We start from the raw sequence: 17,365 nt of genomic DNA on the forward strand, positions 1-17,365 counted from the left end.
GATGATTCCTTAAACAAAATACAGCGACTACCCTTTACGAACAATGCGGTAACAGGTGGCGATTAAAAAGAACGTAGCAGCAACAATAATAATTGCCGCTCCTGATGGAATAGGTAATTTAAGCTCCATCGGTAAAATAGTACCAATCACACAACTTATGGTCGCTAATAACGATGACAACAAAACAAAGCTACCCATATTTTTAGTCAATAAACGTGCTGTTGCACCAGGAATAAGCAACAAGGCACCGACTAATACTGCGCCCACAATTTTAACGGATGCAATGGTGACAAGCGTTATCATAATAACAAACAGATAGTCATAGAAATTCGTTTTATAACCACGAACACGGGCAATATCAGGGCTAATACAAGTTAGCAATATTCGATTAAAAGTGGGTATTAATAACAATATAATCAACCCACAACTTATTGCTAATACCCACAAATCTTGATCGGTTACGGTTAGAATTGAACCAAACAATACATTTTCTAACATATGGATATTAATTTTTCGCGCCACATACATCAGTAATGCCGCACCAACCGCTAACGCCAACGCTAAAAACACGCCAACCAGCGTGTCATAAGGTACATTGGTTCGATTACGGACAAAGTGGAGTAATAACGCAAAAATCATGCAAAAACTGAATAACCCAATAAACGGATTTTCAGGTGGCTCGCCCAACAACACCCCAAGCGCAATGCCTGTTAATGCCGCATGACCGACCGCTTCAGAGAAAAAAGCCAACCGTTTAGCGATCACTAATGTCCCTAAGCCACCTAATAACGGCCCTAATAACAGCGCAGCAACGATCGCATTAACCATGAACGCATATGAAAAACTGTCACTTAGAAAACCCGCATCAACACCTAATTGTGCCCAATGACGTAATAACTCCATTACGCAACCTCGTGTTGATTTGCCACAATCGGCGCATGACTGTAATGATTAAATAACCGTTCAATTTTTTCAGGAACCAGCACTTCAGAGTGATGACCAGAATCAACAACGATACGATTAACCACATGTACTTGCGCATCAAGGCGTCGAACTGCGGTTACATCATGATGAACCGCTAATACAGTTTTTCCTTGCGCAACAAATTCATGAATTAATGATTCTAAATAACGAACTCCTTGCTCATCCATGCCCGTTGTCGGTTCATCAAGCACTAATAAATCAGGATCATCCAATAACGCTTGAGCAAACAAAACCCGTTGCTGTTCACCACCAGATAATTGCCCCATGCGTCGATCAGCACGATTGGCCATACCGACACGTTCTAGTTGGCTTAATGCAAACAACTTATCTTGTTGACGTTTACGCCAAAACAAAGGAGAACGGGTTAAATTTAATAAAATAAAATCCATCACTGTTAACGGTAAACTTTGTTCAAACATCGCTTTTTGCGGCACATAACCAACGGAGCCGGGTTTACCATTATTGGCAGCATCATTCCATAAAATATCAACGTTGCCTTTGAACGGTGTTAAACCTAAAATTGACCGTAATAACGATGTTTTCCCACCACCATTAGGCCCCATCACAACATGGCATTGCCCTGCTTCAAAACTATGGTTGATGTTAGATAAAATATGGTTTTCACCGTATTGCAGCTCAAGGTTTGCAATCTCAATGCGAGGACCAAAACTCATGCTTGATCCTTACTAACAGCAAATTGCATTGCTTCAACTAATGTGGTTAAGTTTTGCTGCATCTCAATTTCTACTTTATTCGCTTCATATTCACCGTGCGTCATATGTGAAAAACGGTATAACTTCACTCCCGTTGCTTTTTCTATGGTGTCGACGTAACGATTAGGCATATTTAATTCATAAAACAATACATCAATACCTGATTGCTTTATTTTTTCGATGGTTTCTTGCAGTTGACTCGCACTAGGTTCAACACCATGTGCTGGTTCAATCACTGCCGCGACATCAACACCAAATTCTTGTAATAAATAACCGTAAGCATTATGCGTTGTCGCAACTTTCATTCCTGATGTATCTAAATCACCTAGTGTTAACATCGCCTTTCGCTTCATTAATCGAAACGTTTTTGCATAATCACGGGCATTTTTACGGTATTCACGTGCATTTTCAGGATCAAGTTCAGCTAACTTATTTGCCAGCGTATAAACTTTTTGAATAGTGGTAGATAAACCAACAAACGTATGTGGGTTTACAGCACCATCACCAACAGATTGCCCCATTGCGGGTAATAATGGCACATCATTGTTAGCTTTAATAACCACTAAATCATCACGTTGAGCCGCATCAATCACTTTCAGAGCAAAGTCATCGTGACCAATACCATTTACAACAATTACATCCATTTGTTTTAAACGACGTAAATCATTAGGTTGTGGTAAATAGTTATGCGGATTAAAACCTGCATCAACTAGAGGAAGAATATCGGCCTTATCGCCAACGACCGCTTTAACGTAACTATAATAAGGCTGCAATGTGATACCGATAGTTAATTTTTCAGCGGCAATACTCGAAAAGCTTGCGAATAATGCAACAGCTGTTAATGCTGTTTTAATGACTATTTTCATAATATTTTTACTTCAATGTTAAGAAATGAATACACCGCAAGCAATACACGATAAGTAAAACAAAAGAGGTTAATGCGCTAACGCTTGTTTATTACTGTCGTGATTAAACACAATCTGTGTCCAACCTTGATCAATCAATTGTTGCGGTTCAAAAGCACCATCATTGTTAGTGAACAGTGGTGTTGTCTGTTTAGAAAGAGCCAACCAAATATCAGGTTCAGGGCGACTGCTATTAAGAATAACGGAAGATGCCCCCTGATTGTCACGGCGCAAACCTTGATAAATTGCGTCATTAATATGCTGCCACTGATGACGGCCTTTACGCTCCCAACTTTTATCTTCAATAAATGGCGCTAACCATAATTCAGATAACTCAGCCATATTTGGCCAATGATTCTGATGTTCAAATTCACGGCTATCTTGATGTAAATTCCGAATTTCTTCATGTGCCAAACGCAACTCAGCTACCATCGCGAGTTCTTCTGAACTTAACTCAGTGACCGCAATTTGATGAGCATCCAATGGTTGTATTTTTGTTTTATTTTGGTGATACGGTAACAACACCGTGGCAAGTAACAGAATAGAAACGATAATACCGCCAACCCATTTCCCTTCCTTACTGCCATTATCTGAAGATACGGCTTGACGGATCATTTTTCTTTAATCTCAACAACATCGACTTCTACTGGACTTTCATGCCCGGAATCAAACACTAAATAGAAATCAGTTTCAGGTTTAGAAAATTCAGCAATAGAACGTTTATCGGTGTTTACTTTAGCAATCAAATTATCATCGTAATCATACATATTAACGTTGTAATCAACTGCTTTACTGCCATCACTGTAGCCGGTTTCACATGCCACTTTATCGCTTTCAAACCAACAACTCATTAATGGAAAATGTGCATGAGCGGCACTTGAAAATAATCCTAACGTTAAGATTGATAACGTGATCATCGGTAACTGCTTTTTCATAACAACCTCAAACCTGCCCATGTAGTGGGTGTAGGTTACACATTGTGGGTAAAGGTAACGTGCTGTATCTAGATCAGAAACAGCACATTGATAAATAGTTAGTGTAGCGATGCTTCAAAAGTGATATGCACGTTAACGTTAGCAGTATCTACCATTGGGTTATTAGCAACTTCACCGCGGTAGTTAGCTTTCATAATATAGCGACCCGCAATTTCAGGTGTGAAAGTCACCTTACCGTCTTTATCACTGATAACATCAATCTGTTGTTGATGATTACGGTATAACGTTCCTTCACGGGTTACTTCCGCTACAACGCCTGCTTGTGGTTTACCATTAAAGTAAAATTGGAATGTCACTGGCTCACCCTCAATAATATCGGCTGGGTGAGTGATCGGAAGCAACTCTAAATATTTGCCAGTAATCTCCATTGCCTTAGTGCTTGGCTTACCTACGGTTACGTATGTTTCAGCACGGGTGTAACCCACTTGAGTGACAACGTCACGTGATTTTGGTGGTAATACAGCATCACGCTCAACTTTGTTAGCTGCGATCCATTTCACAGTGTCACGACGACCCGCTTTGTATTGAGTAAAATATACTGGCGTCTGATTTACTTGAATTTTATGTGTGCCTTGCTCTTCAAAATAAAAATCAAAAATAGCACGACGTTTACCACGAATAGTAAAATTAGGACGCTCATTACGCCCATCAGGCATGATCACTTCAGCTGTTTCTGTACTTGCTGGCTTATCATAAACAAACGTGCCATGTGAAGCGGTAACATCAAAAGATAACCAATCCCCCCCCTCTTTTGATACGGTAAAATGTGAAGGTAATATCCAACGAGGGTGTGCATTTGCTGTTGCTGATACCGTTAAGCCTGCAATCACCGCACATGCCAGAGAAAACGCTTTTATTTTATTATTTTTCATAACGTTACTATTACTCAAAGTTTATAATTAAGTTGAATAGCACCTGTTTCTTCTGTCGGTGCAATAACATGGCTAAACGCGTTTTCGCCTAGCTCAATTTTTTGTCGTAAATAGTTGCGACCACCATGTTCACGCACAACTTCAACGTAGAAAATGTAATTACCTTGTTCAACACGTTGGCCTTTATCATTTAAACCATCCCAGACAAATTTATATTCACCAGCAGGACGGGTGGCTGACGTTACCGCATCAACTAACTCACGATCATAACGACCGACTTTTCGCCACCAGCTGCGTAAATCTTTTAACCACTCATCTTTACCGACCCATAACTGCACTGTACGTACGGGTTTACGCTGTTGATCTTCGATCCAAACCGCAACATAAGGACGGGCATACATGGTGGTATCAATAGCCGGTAGCGCAAAATTCACTTCTAGTTGTGCTGCTTCCGGTACGGGTTTAGCTATTGCACTGGCCAATGGTGTTAACAATAACGCGACCAATAATGGTTTTTTGATGATGTGAAACACGGTCATAATGAACCTTCAATAAAATCGACAATCAAATACTGGCTTATGGCACAGCAACAATATAAATCAGTAAACTCACCACAGAGCCCAACCCCATCCATTTCAATGAAGTACGAAAAGTTTTCTTTTTTGGGATCAACAAGCACACGCCAGTTAAAACAAACAACACCATTAATACTGCAGTAATATCAATAAACCAGCGCCAAACCTCACCACTATTACGCCCTTTATGGAGATCATTAAGCACTGCAATCACACCATAATGGGTACTTTCAATAGTGGCTTGTGCGGTTGTCATATCAATAAATACCGTGGCGTTATAACCAGGGCCTTTATAATCCAGTGAAATTTCACCTTCGACTAACTCATCACCATCGATATCTGTAAAAATATCTATAGCTGACGGTGTTCCACGAACCTCACCATGCTTGGCAAGATATGCTATTAATGCAGAACGATTTGGTGCAAAAGGCCCTTTTTCTGACGCTAATAACTTATTGGGAATTACAAGTTGTTGCTCAACCACATTTGGTGATTGGCTAACAAAAAGATGCGGTCGATTTAATGTAATGCCTGTGATAGCAAAAAATAACACCACCAGCAGTAGTGCCATTGAAATATAAATATGTAAACGTCGCGCCCATAGTTGCACGGCTTTATTTTTTAACACCATCACTAACATCATGCATAAGAGTAACTGGAATAATGATAATTTAATTGATAATCGTTCTTATTGGCATTCAATTTACATTGTTTACGTTGGTTAGAAACGCGTTACGAAATAGAGGTGCGAGGTGCGAGGTGCGAGGTGCGAGGTGCGAGGTGCGAGGTGCGAGGTGCGAGGATAATAAAGGCTATAAAAAAATAAACCCCTAATAAAAGATCATTAGGGGTAATATTTAACGTTGATCCATATAAACTGTCTAATTAGTACGACATTGACGGAAAATATCTTGCTTCGGTTTATAAACAGACGTCTTCACATTCATAATACCTAACATGGAACTAAAGACATTATCTTGTGAATAATCTCCTTGTTTCGCGTTAGTCGCCAGATTCTTAAGACAAGTGAGATTTAACCCACGATCTTGAGAAAAACCTTTAGAGAACCACATCATCATTGGCACTGTTGTTTGGTATTTAGGCGCTAAACTATAAGGTGTACTATGTAAATATAAACCGCCCTCACCTAGTGATTCACCATGATCTGAAATATAAAATAATGCTGTATTATATTTATCACTGTAATCTTTTAACTTTTGGATCAATTGACTGATCATATAATCGGTATACAAAATTGTATTGTCATAACTATTTACTATTTGTTCTTTAGTACAATTTTCAATATCAGCCCGCTGACAATCAGGTTTAAAAAATGCACGGTCTTTGGGGTAACGCTTATAATACGTTGGCCCATGACTTCCCATAATATGTAGCGTAATAAACTTGCTACCCTTCATATTCGCGATGTCTTGATCAAAATTATTCAATAACGCCATATCAAGACATGATTCACCATCACATAACGGATCTTCAGCACTATGGTTCAAGGTTATTTTTTGAATATGATCACCTGCGCCTTTATCTCCGCCATCGTTTTCTTTCCACAACATCGAAATGCCAGCGCGATGCAGAATGTCAATAAATGTATCTTGGTTATAGGCAATCGCTTTTTTATAGTTACTGCGATTCATTGCAGAGAACATACAAGGAACAGAGACTGCTGTAGCGGTGCCACAAGATGATACATTTTTAAATGAAATCATATTATCAGGCTGAGTATATCGATTCGTTGGGCGCTCATAGCCATTTGCTTGATAATTTTGAGAGCGTGCGGTTTCACCAAGAACAAACACAAACAACGTCGGTTTACCATTAGATGTTGTTGCCGTTACCAACTTAGCATCAGTGCCAATGTGTTGATAAGGGATAGGTTTAGTTAAATAAGTTCGATCAATATATTTAATACCAGTATAAACATATGACGGGTTAATTACTCGATTAAGATATTTATTATTACGCCCTACAGACGCATAGTCTTTGTAGAAGAAGGCAGCAATTAATACAATAACAATAATAGATGCAACAATGGATATTATTTTATATATTACAAATGTTTTAATAAAAGATTGCTTCTTTACCTTTATAGCTATAATAAATAAACAAGGAATAATACCAAGAATGAAAATAGTTATAAAACCAGATAAACTTAGATAAGAAAGTGCCTCACCACTATTGGTTTCAAATATATTCTCCATCATTCCATAATCAAAAATAATCCCATAATGATAGGATGCATAAGCTATTATAGCTGAAATAAAGGTAAGAACACTAAACAATAAACGCCCAATATAAGGCCACGCTAAAAGTTGAAAAATAATGTTAAGCGCAGCAATAAGAAAGATAGGCAGTGATATTATAAAACCCACACTCACGATTTCTAGTTTTGATAGTATTTCATAAAACTTTTGCCATAGTGGAATATTTAAGACAATCCCAAAATATATAGCAATTAAAAAAACCAATATATTATAATTTAATTCTTTATTAAAAATAGAAGAAGAACGCTTCATTTATCTAACCTAAAATAATAACACAACGAAATGTCAGCCGATGACGATTTTTATGCGCACAAGTATACTATATACCTATATACCTATATACCTATATACCTATATACCTATATACCTATATAAATAGTAGCACTAAATAACTATGCTTTGCGTGTATATTTATTGAAGAGTTAATGCTATTTATGAGAAAGAAGCTTCTGTTCTATATAAAAAAAGCGAGCTTAATAACTCGCTTTTATAAAATAATACCTTATTAGTTTATTGCACTAGCTATTAAGCGCTTACATCCATCTTTCGCATCTGGCCTAAATATTTAATCCAACTTTTGGCGGCAGACGATGCCTGAATGTTATTTGCTTGCTTAGCATGAATAATGGCTTGATCGAATTTATTCAATTTGTAATAAATACGTACCTTTGCTAATTCAACGTCAGCGCGTTTATCTTTACGTTTAACACGATTAAGCTCAGTTAGTGCTCGTTGATAATGTCCTTCTTGCAATAGCAATTGTGATAACTGCCAGCGATAATGGTTATCTTTATTCGCTACTACTGCCCACAATGCGATAGCTTTATTCCATTCACGTGCCATTTGCCAGTAATTAGCTTGTTCAATTAATAACGTCTTATCACTATTGGCATCTTTCAATGCGGCTATTTGTTCCGCTGCACGTTCTGGAATACCACGCTGAGCATATAATTGCGCTAATACTTTAAGATCTTGCTGACTCAGTGCCACCCCTTGGTATTTTGCTAACTTTAATGTCGCTAATGCATCAGCATTTTTACCTGTTCGCATTTGAATACTGGCTAATTGCTGCCACCAAATTAACTTATTTGGTTCAAGTGCGATTAAACGATTCAATGTTGCCGAAGCACCTTGCCACTGTTTAAGTTGTAACTGTGCCCCAAGCTTAATCGATAACGGTGACATTGCGTCTTTAAGACGATAACCATCATAATGCTTCATCGCTGTTAAAACTTGCTGCCATTGTGCTTGCTGGTAATGCGCTTGAGCAATCCGAAGCCACAATTCATCCCCTTTTTGCTTAGCAGGAATATTTTTAGTCAACTTATAATAATGCGGTAGCGCCTGGCTATATTTAGCTTCTGATAACAAAACATCAGCCAACATGCGTTCAGTCGTCCATGCTTGATCATCATGCAACAAACCACTGTTTACTGCTTTTGTTAACAAAGAAATAGCTTGTGACTGTTTCCCTTGCTGCCAATAAAACACCCCCAGCATTCGTTGCACATACGCTTTATCGTAGGCAGAACGTGGGTTCATTTCAACTAACAGTCCAATGGCTTGAGTAAGCTTATCATTTAATTGTAAGTCATTAGCGCGTTGTACCTTGTTGGCTGTCGCTTGTGATAACTGACCACCACTTGCATAAGCATTTGATAATGGCAGTGAGGCCGATAAGGTTAACGCGACAATAAAAGCAATCTTTTTCATTATTGATTCAACCTAAATTCAAGACGTACTGTCTGCCCTTGTTGTGCCATAGCCGTGCCATTAACGACTTGTGGTTGGTACTTCCACTTACGTAATGCACGAATGGCTTCCTTATCAAATAAACGACGAGGCTTGGCATCCATAACAGCAATATCGATTGGTCGACCTTGAGTATCAATGGTGAATTTAAGCACCACATACCCTTCTTTACCTTGACGTAAAGCTCGAGATGGATAACGCGGCTCAACGCGATAAAGAGGCATCGCTTGTTGAGATTTACCTAATCCGTCACCTATTGCTGCTGCACTACTGAAATCAGTAAATTTAGGCGCGTTAACCGCTAAACCATGAATAGACGTATCTAAACCTAAGCTAGGAATTGACGCCATTGGCATCGTCGTTGATGTTGCCGCTTGTGACTGCGACGGTTGCGCTTCAGGTGGTGGCGTTGGCGTTTCTGGCGGTGGTGGAGCAACACGCTGACGACGCTGTGGCGCTTGTTCGTGTTCAACCATCACCATATTAAACGCTAACGGCGGTGCATTATCTTGAGGTTGATGATTACCGTTATCGACCATCCATGCCATCAGCGTAAACAGACCTAAAGCCACCGCGAGCGCCAATGGCAACGCCATTAATATGCGCATCATTAGTTTTTCTCCGCCGCCAAAGCAATATTCTTCACCCCTGCACCTTTTGCAGCATCCATCACCTTAACGACCGTACCGTTATAAGCATGTTCATCAGCTTGAATCACTAATGCGGCATCAGGTTGTTCTGTTAACATGTGCTCAAGTGTTGCTTGCACACGTTCGGCATCAACAACTCGCTTATCAATATAAATATCATTTGCTGCGGTAATAGCGACAAAAATACCCGCATCTTTTTGGCTAACCACATGGCTTGCTTGCGGGCGATTCACTTCAATCCCTGATTCACGCACAAAAGAACTAGTAACAATAAAGAAAATCAACATGATGAAAACGATATCTAACATCGAGGTTAAATCTATTTGTGCATCTTCACGCACTGACGAGCGACGACTGAGTCTCATTGCTGACTCCTTAATGATTTTTCTAATTTTAACTCACGCATTTGACACGCTTTTGCCAATCGAGCATGAATAAACATCCCCGCTAGTGCTGCCACCATGCCCGCCATAGTTGGTAATGTCGCCAGTGAAATTCCTGACGCCATTAATCGAGGCTGGCTACTGCCTTGGGTTGCCATTACATCAAACACTGAAATCATACCCGTAACCGTGCCAAGTAAACCTAACATGGGACAAATAGCGACTAACACTTTAATAAAATTAAGGTTTTTGTTTAATGCTATTTTAGCATCACTCAACCAGCCATCTCGAATTGCATGAGCATACCAAGATTGATGATCAGCACGTGTTGCCCATAATGTTATCCATTGTTGCTGTTGTTGTGGAAAGTAAAACACAAGGTAAATAACCCGTTCAAACACCAATAACCACAACACCGCAACCACAGCGGCTAACCACCATAAAATCACACCGCCTTGTGCCATAAAATGCGACAGTGATAACCACCACGTTTGTAATACGCTGCTATCCATTAGGCGGCCTGTTCAGTTGTCATGCCAGAATTTTTGATACCGCTTTGGTCATTTTTCTCGGCTTGTTCCGCCACTAAGCTAATACCTTGTTTTTCAAGGGTCATACGAATATTTTCAGCTTGCGAACTTAAAATGTTATGCGCCAATAGCAATGGCATTGCCGCCACTAAGCCAAGAACGGTAGTTACCAATGCCATTGAGATACCGCCCGCCATGACTTTTGGATCGCCATTACCAAACTGAGTGATCACTTGGAAGGTTTCAATCATACCTGTTACTGTACCTAGCAAACCTAACATCGGCGCTAATGCAGCAAACAGTTTCAGCATTGACAGGCCTTTTTCTAGCCCTTGTTGTTCATCAACAATCGTTTCTAATAAACGCAATTCTAACGCTTCAACGCTGCGGCTTTGCTCTTTGTTATAAACCGCTAGAATATGACCCAGTGGATTATTGCCCGGCTTAGAAGGTTGCTTTAGCTGTGCTTTGATTTGTTGACGAATAATGGCTAATTTCACACCACGGAAAATCGCAATACCAGCACCAATAGCCAGTAGTAATAGAATGATTTTGCCAACCGCACCACCTGCTTGCAGACGATCCATTAATGTCGGTGCCTGTGCTAATTGCTCTAGCATCACCCCACGTGAAGGATCGACCACCAGCATGTCATTACCTGTTGATATTAGTTGATCGTAATCAGCCAATGTCGGTGCATGTTCAGGTTGCTGTAAATACGCCATTGCCACGTGTTGGCTGCCATCCCAATTGAGATAGCCGTTATCACCCACTAAGCCAATACTGCCTAAACGCAATGCCTGAATATCACTTTGCTCACCATCACCGTTAATGTATGGCACGGTGACTTTCGCAATTTGTCCGCTCGCAACGATCTGATCAGTCATTGCTTGCCATAAACCTTGCAATTGCACCATTGATGGCAAGACTTTCGCAGCAACAATCTCATTCACAACGGCGTTATCTTGGCTGTTATCAATCGCGGTTACAGCATGTTGTTGTTCAGCTTGTACTTCTTTGGCGGTTTGACGTACCACACCAAATAACTCGCCTAAGCTGCCACTTTCTAGCCGTAATTGTTGTTCTAACGTCGCTAAACGTTGTTCATTAGCACTAAAAGTTGTACTTAATACTTCTGTAGCAGCCTTTAATTTATTACGTTCAGCTAATAACGCATTGTATTGCGCTTTAATATTATGATGAGTGCTATTAAAGCCCGCTTCACGTTGAACATTATGCTGAGCCTGTTGGCTATGCTCTTGTTGTGCTTGCTTTACTACAGATTCTGCATTTGCGGTCAATGGCAAACTTGCGATACATAATGCGGCAACTAACGTTTTTAATTTCATGTTATTTACTCTCTACGCTAGTTGATACACCTGAAACAGGTAAGGTAATTAAACTTGGTGCAGCTTGGTTATCAGCAATCGCAAATGCTTTATCGATATTTGTCCCCTCACTTGCGTCAACAGGCTGCCATTGTTTCGCGGCTGTATTCCAGCTCCAGTAATGGCTACCATTTAAACTACGGGCAACCAAAGCAATGCGACCTAAATGCAACACATTCACTTCGAGGGTTTTGTTATCAGCAAGGGTTATTTTTGCTTGATAAGCAGCAAGCTTGGTGCCGTAATCCATTTCAATTTGATAAGCTTCTAAAATACGACGGAATTTTTCAGCATCGCTAATATCGGCTTGTGACATCATGGTTTCAAGTTTACCCACTCGCACCAAACGCGCTTGACGTTTAATCGGCTTATCGTGCTCAACAATGGTCTTCAAGCCATCAATCATTTGGTACATCAATGGCACCACACCTTGACGGGTTTGCTTAATGTCAGTGATTTGTTGATCAATAGACGTCACTTCTTGCGCTTGATTTTTTACCAATCGCGCAAGGTGATCATGATAAACCGTTAAGTTTTTCACTTCTTCTTGCAGCTGTTCCATACTGGCTTTCATTGCTAAGACTGAATCTGCACTTTTGTCTATTTTATTCTGACTCACTGCTGATGCAGTATTAGTACTATTTTCAATCGAACGTGCATTATCAAGACTAGAAGCATGCGCTCCAGAAGTAATACTGAGAATAACAATAGCCAGGCTCGTTTTAATAAAATTCATAATATTCAATCAATCGTTATCTGTAATAACCAAAAAACAAAAAAGTGGTGTTAAAAATAAAAAGCACCGCAAAGTTGGCGAACTATAAACAATAACTATTATGATTAACAGTTTATAGACCACCACATTCAGATCGCAACAAGGGGAAGTTAAGACTCCCCCTTAAATATTCAACTTACTTATTAATACTTAAACTCAATGGTTGCCATAAAGTTACGCCCTTCACCCAGGGTTACACCTGTTGCGCCCACATAGTCTTTGCTGGTTGAACCGCCACCCGCCATATAATCAGTATCAAATAAATTCTCTACATTTACACGACCAATGATATCCAATTTATCGTCATATTTATAAGTATGAGCGACACCCACATCAACACGGGTATAACCATCTTTCTTAAAGGTATTCGCCGCATCACCAAAACGTGAGCCTTCGTAGATAACGCCTAGGTTTACATCCGTCGCAGGTGTTACGTTATAGGTTGACCACACACTTGCTGCAAACTCAGGCACATCAACAGGACGATTACCTTCATAATTCTGATCTTTAGTGTATTCCGCATCAAGGTACATAGCAGAAGCATTCATGCTTAGTTTATCAGTAATGTTACCTTGTAACGCAAACTCGACACCATTATGTACCCGTTCACCCGCTTGAGTTAGTGTTTGATTATTATCAGGTCCAACAGCAATCTTTGAATTTTCTTGCGTAATATTAAATACTGCCGCTGTTGCAAATAAACGTTTATTTAATAATTCCCACTTGGTGCCAAGCTCATATTGCTTACCACGTAACGGATCAAGGTTATCTCCCGCATTGGTGTAATCAGAAGACACCACACCTTGAGGCTCAAAACTTTCAGAATAAGCTAAGTAAATAGAGCCATTCTCTGCAGGGTGATAAATTGCCGCTAATTTAGGTGATACTGCTTCTTCAGCAATGCCACTCTTCACTTGGCGATCAAAACGGATGCCAGCCAGCACTTGCCAGTTATCATTCAAGGTGATCATATCTTGCGCATAGAAACCCCATGCATCATATGAAGAATTAGACACTTTTGGGTCTTTATTTGAATATACTGGTGTAGGTGTTGTTTGACCTGGCTTAACATCGACTGAATCAAATGAACGCTGGAAACGGTCGTAGCTATAACCTAACCAGTTCGCACCAACTAATAGCTGATGTTGCATGCCTAGCGTATCAAACTCACCCACAAAATCGGTGTAAGCGGTTTTAAATGCCCATTCATCATGGCGATCACTACCACCTTGTTTAATGGTGCCATTTTCTTCAAAATTACTAAAACTAGGGTAACTTTCTTTATCGTTACGAACAAAATCTTGGTAATTAAAACCAGTATTCAATGCCCATGTATCATTCAATTGCGCTTTAACATCAAAGCCAACATTCTGTACATCATTATCAATTTCAGACCATTGTGCGTCCCACACATGATCACGGCCCATAACTGGCTTACCATCGACAATATAAGCGCCTGAATCCACACTGCCCTTATCTTGAGTACGATCATAATGCAGTGACACCGTCACGTTATCGTTAACATCATAATCAAGGAACATACCGCCAACAAAGCGATCTGTTGATGGCGTTGAACCATCACTGAACTTACGCCATGAGTCGTAGTCTTCTTTCGCTAATACCACGCGTCCACGTAATGTTTGATCAGCATTTAGCGAACCACTGACATCTAACACACTACGGGTATGATTATTGGAACCCACATCTTGGCTGAAATTCATTTGCGTGTCGTAAGTGGGCTTTTTAGATACCATGTTAACCAAGCCACCGGGTGCTGATTGCCCATAAAGCAAACCTGCAGGGCCTTTCATCACTTCAACACGCTCTAATAACTCAACCGGTTGGCGGTAATGCGACCAATGCTGGTGGCCATCACGTAAGAAACCACTACTACTGCCGAGTTCAAAACCACGTAAAGAAAAACGCTCACGGTTACGACTGGTGCCACCCGCTGAAATACTTGCGTCATTCTGTAAAACTTCACCTAAGGTACTTGCACGTTGCTCATCAATTAACTTCTCATCGATAACGGCAACTTGTCCTGGAGTTTCTAGCTGAGTCATCTCCATTCGCATTGCAGTCGAATTCGTGTCAGCCTTATAGCCATAATCACGCCCGGTGACCACCATATGCTCATCGGTATCTGTGATTTCTGCATGAGCAATCGGCGCTGATAATACTGCACCAATCAATAGTGTTAGCTGACTTTTAGAAAACATATTCCGTTATCTCCAATTACCGTATCTTTGAGAATAAAACCAATGTAGATGGGTGTTCTTCATTACTGCATCTTGAGAAACTAACAACAGCTAGCTTTTGAAGATACTCAGTATCTGAACCTACCCACCTTTAAGGTGATTTGATTGCTTGGCATCTGTGCCACTGCAGCCAGACCGCAAACAGGAATATAAGTGATAACCATTACCATTTGCATTAAATTTACATTCTTTGCATTCGTAAATTTTTTGTCAACAAATACAACTGATAATCAATTCGTTATCAATAATTACAATCTATTCTCAAATTAGAAAGGATTGCGCGCCCTAGAACACACAATTATTCCGTACTCAATACTGTTTTTTCGAAGACATTCAGAACAAACGGGCGTATAATTCGGCCGTTTTTATTGATTTCTGCGGTATTAAAAGTGACTCAATTAAGTCTTGAAGCTATTCACCAACAACTAGAAGAACGCAATTTTATTGCCGAGAAAGTCCGTATTGTAACGGTAGAGGCAATGGATCCTGAGGTATTAGCGACCTGTACAACCACTGAAGATGAAACATTCTATAACAGTTATATGAATGTGATTTACTGTCGTGGTGATCGCTATGTTTTAGGTTATCGCTGTAATGAAGCAACAATCATTGACCAAGCGATTATTTTTAAAGATGGTAAGTATTACGATCCTACTTTACAAGCAAATGGCGAAGGTGAATTTGTCCCTTACCCTTTTGCTGTCTTAGCGGAATTTAAAGTCTTTGACATGATGACACATGCTAAAAACAATAAAGACTTCCCGCCAGATGTAGACTTCTTATTTACACGTAAGAAGCACTTCAAAAACGTTATTCGATAGCGATATCTATACCCGTTATTAAGCTTTAATGGCGGGTATTTCTTCTCTAGCCGACCCAATCTATAAAATTAGCATAATTTGTCACATCCCTTCCCCTTTATATAATGGCATAACCTGTTTCAAACTTGATACGCCATAAGCAAATAAACCCATAAACTATCCATTCAGCCTATCAAACACTTGAGAATAACCATAATAAATGTACTATTTTAATATACACCGTTTTATATTGGACATCAGTATATGGATCAGGCAAAAGGATTAAGAAACTACTTTGTAGACAATAAACGTCAGCATATTTTTATACAGCAAGAGCACGTTCGACAATTAATCATTCAAAAACAAGACAAAGCTAAAATCACAGCCAGTCTCATTGAATTAGAAAAAGCGTGGATCGAATTTGAACATGAGAATAATCAGTAAACAGCATGTAACTAACAACATAAAGTCCAGCGAATGGTGGACTTTATGGTTAACCTTTTGATGTAAATCTAACCGCTTCAAACATCCCTATTCAATCTATCATTATCGTTGTGCCCTTCCTATTTAATAGTCTACCAGTACGGTAGTTAACATTTACAAGCTCAAAGCCAAGCGCATTGAATGTTATTAAGCTGCCTGTGCGGCAGTGAACAAGCTGTAATAGCTGGCTCACAAGCGACAGGGTTTCTAAGCTGCCTGTGCGGCAGTGAACGAATTCATAAGCATATCCATTGTGATAGGAACTTTCTAAGCTGCCTGTGCGGCAGTGAACGCTTTCGGTTAGTGATCTATCAATAAGCTCCGTTTCTAAGCTGCCTGTGCGGCAGTGAACATCAATAGATGATAGATCAATACCTATTATCATTTCTAAGCTGCCTGTGCGGCAGTGAACATAGATCATAAAAATATTATGTATCTATATCTTTTCTAAGCTGCCTGTGCGGCAGTGAACCTCTCAAGATCGCACGATGTCCCAAAATGCTGTTTCTAAGCTGCCTGTGCGGCAGTGAACATGATTCCTGTGTTGCACTGACTCAAAGTGATTTTCTAAGCTGCCTGTGCGGCAGTGAACAGCACAACACATATTAACAGCTTGTAATCTGTTTTCTAAGCTGCCTGTGCGGCAGTGAACCTGATCTTGTTGTCGATGCGGATCATTATCACTTTCTAAGCTGCCTGTGCGGCAGTGAACCTTGATGGTCGCGGGGCCTCAAGTTCTATCATTTTCTAAGCTGCCTGTGCGGCAGTGAACCCGGATTTTGGGTGTTGCTAATATTAAAGTCATTTCTAAGCTGCCTGTGCGGCAGTGAACTTACCGGGTGTTCTAGTTGTATCTGATGGTACTTTCTAAGCTGCCTGTGCGGCAGTGAACGACAGTCTGCACTAAATTATTTCCGCCAGCTTTTTCTAAGCTGCCTGTGCGGCAGTGAACATAGAACAAAGTTAAATTCTATGTCCTGAACATTTCTAAGCTGCCTGTGCGGCAGTGAACTTATTGATGGG

General features: G+C 40.0%; 18 protein-coding genes and 1 CRISPR repeat array (1 of these 19 running past the window's edge). Of the genes, 2 read left to right on the forward strand and 16 right to left on the reverse strand.

Annotated features, from left to right (window positions below; all coding sequences use genetic code 11):
* Positions 1-27: 27 nt before the first annotated feature.
* The 16 genes from Q0V26_RS12430 to Q0V26_RS12505 form a co-directional block, all read right to left on the reverse strand.
* Positions 28-903 carry a metal ABC transporter permease gene (locus Q0V26_RS12430; RefSeq protein WP_297481957.1) on the reverse strand — a complete coding sequence of 292 codons (876 nt, stop codon included), beginning with the start codon at positions 901-903 and terminating at the stop codon, positions 28-30.
* Positions 903-1,658 carry a metal ABC transporter ATP-binding protein gene (locus tag Q0V26_RS12435; protein ID WP_080155904.1) on the reverse strand — a complete coding sequence of 252 codons (756 nt, stop codon included), beginning with the start codon at positions 1,656-1,658 and terminating at the stop codon, positions 903-905. Before Q0V26_RS12435 ends, Q0V26_RS12430 begins: the two co-directional genes overlap by 1 nt.
* Positions 1,655-2,563: a zinc ABC transporter substrate-binding protein gene (locus Q0V26_RS12440; protein ID WP_297481958.1), complete on the reverse strand. Its 909-nt coding sequence runs from the start codon at positions 2,561-2,563 to the stop codon at positions 1,655-1,657. Before Q0V26_RS12440 ends, Q0V26_RS12435 begins: the two co-directional genes overlap by 4 nt.
* A gap of 69 nt (positions 2,564-2,632) precedes the next feature.
* Entirely contained in the window at positions 2,633-3,217 is a 585-nt protein-coding gene (locus Q0V26_RS12445; RefSeq protein ID WP_080155902.1) for a hypothetical protein, read from the reverse strand.
* Complete coding sequence (locus Q0V26_RS12450) at positions 3,214-3,537, reverse strand: hypothetical protein (RefSeq protein ID WP_080155901.1); 324 nt, start codon at positions 3,535-3,537, stop codon at positions 3,214-3,216. The genes Q0V26_RS12445 and Q0V26_RS12450 overlap by 4 nt, the downstream gene beginning before the upstream one ends.
* A gap of 98 nt (positions 3,538-3,635) precedes the next feature.
* A complete protein-coding gene (locus Q0V26_RS12455) occupies positions 3,636-4,469 on the reverse strand; it encodes a DUF4198 domain-containing protein (protein ID WP_297481959.1) in 834 nt (277 codons plus the stop codon).
* 14 nt (positions 4,470-4,483) lie between these two features.
* Complete coding sequence (locus Q0V26_RS12460) at positions 4,484-5,008, reverse strand: DUF2271 domain-containing protein (RefSeq protein ID WP_080155899.1); 525 nt, start codon at positions 5,006-5,008, stop codon at positions 4,484-4,486.
* A 37-nt stretch (positions 5,009-5,045) separates the two neighbouring features.
* Positions 5,046-5,675 carry a PepSY-associated TM helix domain-containing protein gene (locus Q0V26_RS12465; protein WP_297481960.1) on the reverse strand — a complete coding sequence of 210 codons (630 nt, stop codon included), beginning with the start codon at positions 5,673-5,675 and terminating at the stop codon, positions 5,046-5,048.
* A 250-nt stretch (positions 5,676-5,925) separates the two neighbouring features.
* Complete coding sequence (locus Q0V26_RS12470) at positions 5,926-7,575, reverse strand: phosphoethanolamine--lipid A transferase (RefSeq protein WP_297481961.1); 1,650 nt, start codon at positions 7,573-7,575, stop codon at positions 5,926-5,928.
* Positions 7,576-7,848: 273 nt separating this feature from the next.
* Positions 7,849-9,036 carry a hypothetical protein gene (locus tag Q0V26_RS12475; protein ID WP_297481962.1) on the reverse strand — a complete coding sequence of 396 codons (1,188 nt, stop codon included), beginning with the start codon at positions 9,034-9,036 and terminating at the stop codon, positions 7,849-7,851.
* The gene (locus Q0V26_RS12480) at positions 9,036-9,686 is read right to left on the reverse strand and encodes an energy transducer TonB (RefSeq protein ID WP_297481963.1); all 651 of its coding nucleotides are present in this window, start codon (positions 9,684-9,686) and stop codon (positions 9,036-9,038) included. The genes Q0V26_RS12475 and Q0V26_RS12480 overlap by 1 nt, the downstream gene beginning before the upstream one ends.
* Positions 9,686-10,090 carry a biopolymer transporter ExbD gene (locus tag Q0V26_RS12485; RefSeq protein WP_297481964.1) on the reverse strand — a complete coding sequence of 135 codons (405 nt, stop codon included), beginning with the start codon at positions 10,088-10,090 and terminating at the stop codon, positions 9,686-9,688. The genes Q0V26_RS12480 and Q0V26_RS12485 overlap by 1 nt, the downstream gene beginning before the upstream one ends.
* Positions 10,087-10,620 (reverse strand): MotA/TolQ/ExbB proton channel family protein, encoded by a 534-nt coding sequence (locus Q0V26_RS12490; protein WP_297481965.1) that lies wholly within the window; start codon positions 10,618-10,620, stop codon positions 10,087-10,089. Before Q0V26_RS12490 ends, Q0V26_RS12485 begins: the two co-directional genes overlap by 4 nt.
* Entirely contained in the window at positions 10,620-11,987 is a 1,368-nt protein-coding gene (locus Q0V26_RS12495) for a MotA/TolQ/ExbB proton channel family protein (RefSeq protein ID WP_297481966.1), read from the reverse strand. The genes Q0V26_RS12490 and Q0V26_RS12495 overlap by 1 nt, the downstream gene beginning before the upstream one ends.
* A 1-nt stretch (position 11,988) precedes the next feature.
* A complete protein-coding gene (locus Q0V26_RS12500) occupies positions 11,989-12,762 on the reverse strand; it encodes a DUF3450 domain-containing protein (RefSeq protein WP_107275490.1) in 774 nt (257 codons plus the stop codon).
* Positions 12,763-12,944: 182 nt separating this feature from the next.
* On the reverse strand, positions 12,945-15,020 hold the full coding sequence (locus tag Q0V26_RS12505) for a TonB-dependent siderophore receptor (protein ID WP_297481967.1): 2,076 nt from the start codon (positions 15,018-15,020) through the stop codon (positions 12,945-12,947).
* A gap of 428 nt (positions 15,021-15,448) precedes the next feature.
* On the opposite strand from Q0V26_RS12505, the gene Q0V26_RS12510 reads away from it, so the two are divergent.
* Together Q0V26_RS12510 and Q0V26_RS12515 are read left to right on the forward strand one after the other, a co-directional pair.
* Positions 15,449-15,880 carry a hypothetical protein gene (locus Q0V26_RS12510; RefSeq protein ID WP_297481968.1) on the forward strand — a complete coding sequence of 144 codons (432 nt, stop codon included), beginning with the start codon at positions 15,449-15,451 and terminating at the stop codon, positions 15,878-15,880.
* Between the two features lie 243 nt (positions 15,881-16,123).
* A complete protein-coding gene (locus Q0V26_RS12515) occupies positions 16,124-16,303 on the forward strand; it encodes a hypothetical protein (protein ID WP_297481969.1) in 180 nt (59 codons plus the stop codon).
* A gap of 123 nt (positions 16,304-16,426) precedes the next feature.
* Positions 16,427-17,365: direct repeats of the CRISPR family, unit length 28 nt; unit sequence TTTCTAAGCTGCCTGTGCGGCAGTGAAC; it runs 891 nt beyond the window's last position.

Source organism: uncultured Photobacterium sp., assembly GCF_947039875.1.
Lineage (GTDB): Bacteria > Pseudomonadota > Gammaproteobacteria > Enterobacterales > Vibrionaceae > Photobacterium.

What these genes read in the sequence shown, in the direction of transcription:
- Q0V26_RS12505 (WP_297481967.1), bottom strand. Translation starts at nt 15,020, where the DNA reads ATGTTTTCTAAAAGTCAGCTAACACTATTGATTGGTGCAGTATTATCA.
- Q0V26_RS12485 (WP_297481964.1), bottom strand. Translation starts at nt 10,090, where the DNA reads ATGAGACTCAGTCGTCGCTCGTCAGTGCGTGAAGATGCACAAATAGAT.
- Q0V26_RS12470 (WP_297481961.1), bottom strand. Translation starts at nt 7,575, where the DNA reads ATGAAGCGTTCTTCTTCTATTTTTAATAAAGAATTAAATTATAATATA.
- Q0V26_RS12460 (WP_080155899.1), bottom strand. Translation starts at nt 5,008, where the DNA reads ATGACCGTGTTTCACATCATCAAAAAACCATTATTGGTCGCGTTATTG.
- Q0V26_RS12450 (WP_080155901.1), bottom strand. Translation starts at nt 3,537, where the DNA reads ATGAAAAAGCAGTTACCGATGATCACGTTATCAATCTTAACGTTAGGA.
- Q0V26_RS12475 (WP_297481962.1), bottom strand. Translation starts at nt 9,036, where the DNA reads ATGAAAAAGATTGCTTTTATTGTCGCGTTAACCTTATCGGCCTCACTG.
- Q0V26_RS12500 (WP_107275490.1), bottom strand. Translation starts at nt 12,762, where the DNA reads ATGAATTTTATTAAAACGAGCCTGGCTATTGTTATTCTCAGTATTACT.
- Q0V26_RS12480 (WP_297481963.1), bottom strand. Translation starts at nt 9,686, where the DNA reads ATGATGCGCATATTAATGGCGTTGCCATTGGCGCTCGCGGTGGCTTTA.
- Q0V26_RS12445 (WP_080155902.1), bottom strand. Translation starts at nt 3,217, where the DNA reads ATGATCCGTCAAGCCGTATCTTCAGATAATGGCAGTAAGGAAGGGAAA.
- Q0V26_RS12495 (WP_297481966.1), bottom strand. Translation starts at nt 11,987, where the DNA reads ATGAAATTAAAAACGTTAGTTGCCGCATTATGTATCGCAAGTTTGCCA.
- Q0V26_RS12515 (WP_297481969.1), top strand. Translation starts at nt 16,124, where the DNA reads ATGGATCAGGCAAAAGGATTAAGAAACTACTTTGTAGACAATAAACGT.
- Q0V26_RS12455 (WP_297481959.1), bottom strand. Translation starts at nt 4,469, where the DNA reads ATGAAAAATAATAAAATAAAAGCGTTTTCTCTGGCATGTGCGGTGATT.
- Q0V26_RS12465 (WP_297481960.1), bottom strand. Translation starts at nt 5,675, where the DNA reads ATGGTGTTAAAAAATAAAGCCGTGCAACTATGGGCGCGACGTTTACAT.
- Q0V26_RS12435 (WP_080155904.1), bottom strand. Translation starts at nt 1,658, where the DNA reads ATGAGTTTTGGTCCTCGCATTGAGATTGCAAACCTTGAGCTGCAATAC.
- Q0V26_RS12440 (WP_297481958.1), bottom strand. Translation starts at nt 2,563, where the DNA reads ATGAAAATAGTCATTAAAACAGCATTAACAGCTGTTGCATTATTCGCA.
- Q0V26_RS12490 (WP_297481965.1), bottom strand. Translation starts at nt 10,620, where the DNA reads ATGGATAGCAGCGTATTACAAACGTGGTGGTTATCACTGTCGCATTTT.
- Q0V26_RS12430 (WP_297481957.1), bottom strand. Translation starts at nt 903, where the DNA reads ATGGAGTTATTACGTCATTGGGCACAATTAGGTGTTGATGCGGGTTTT.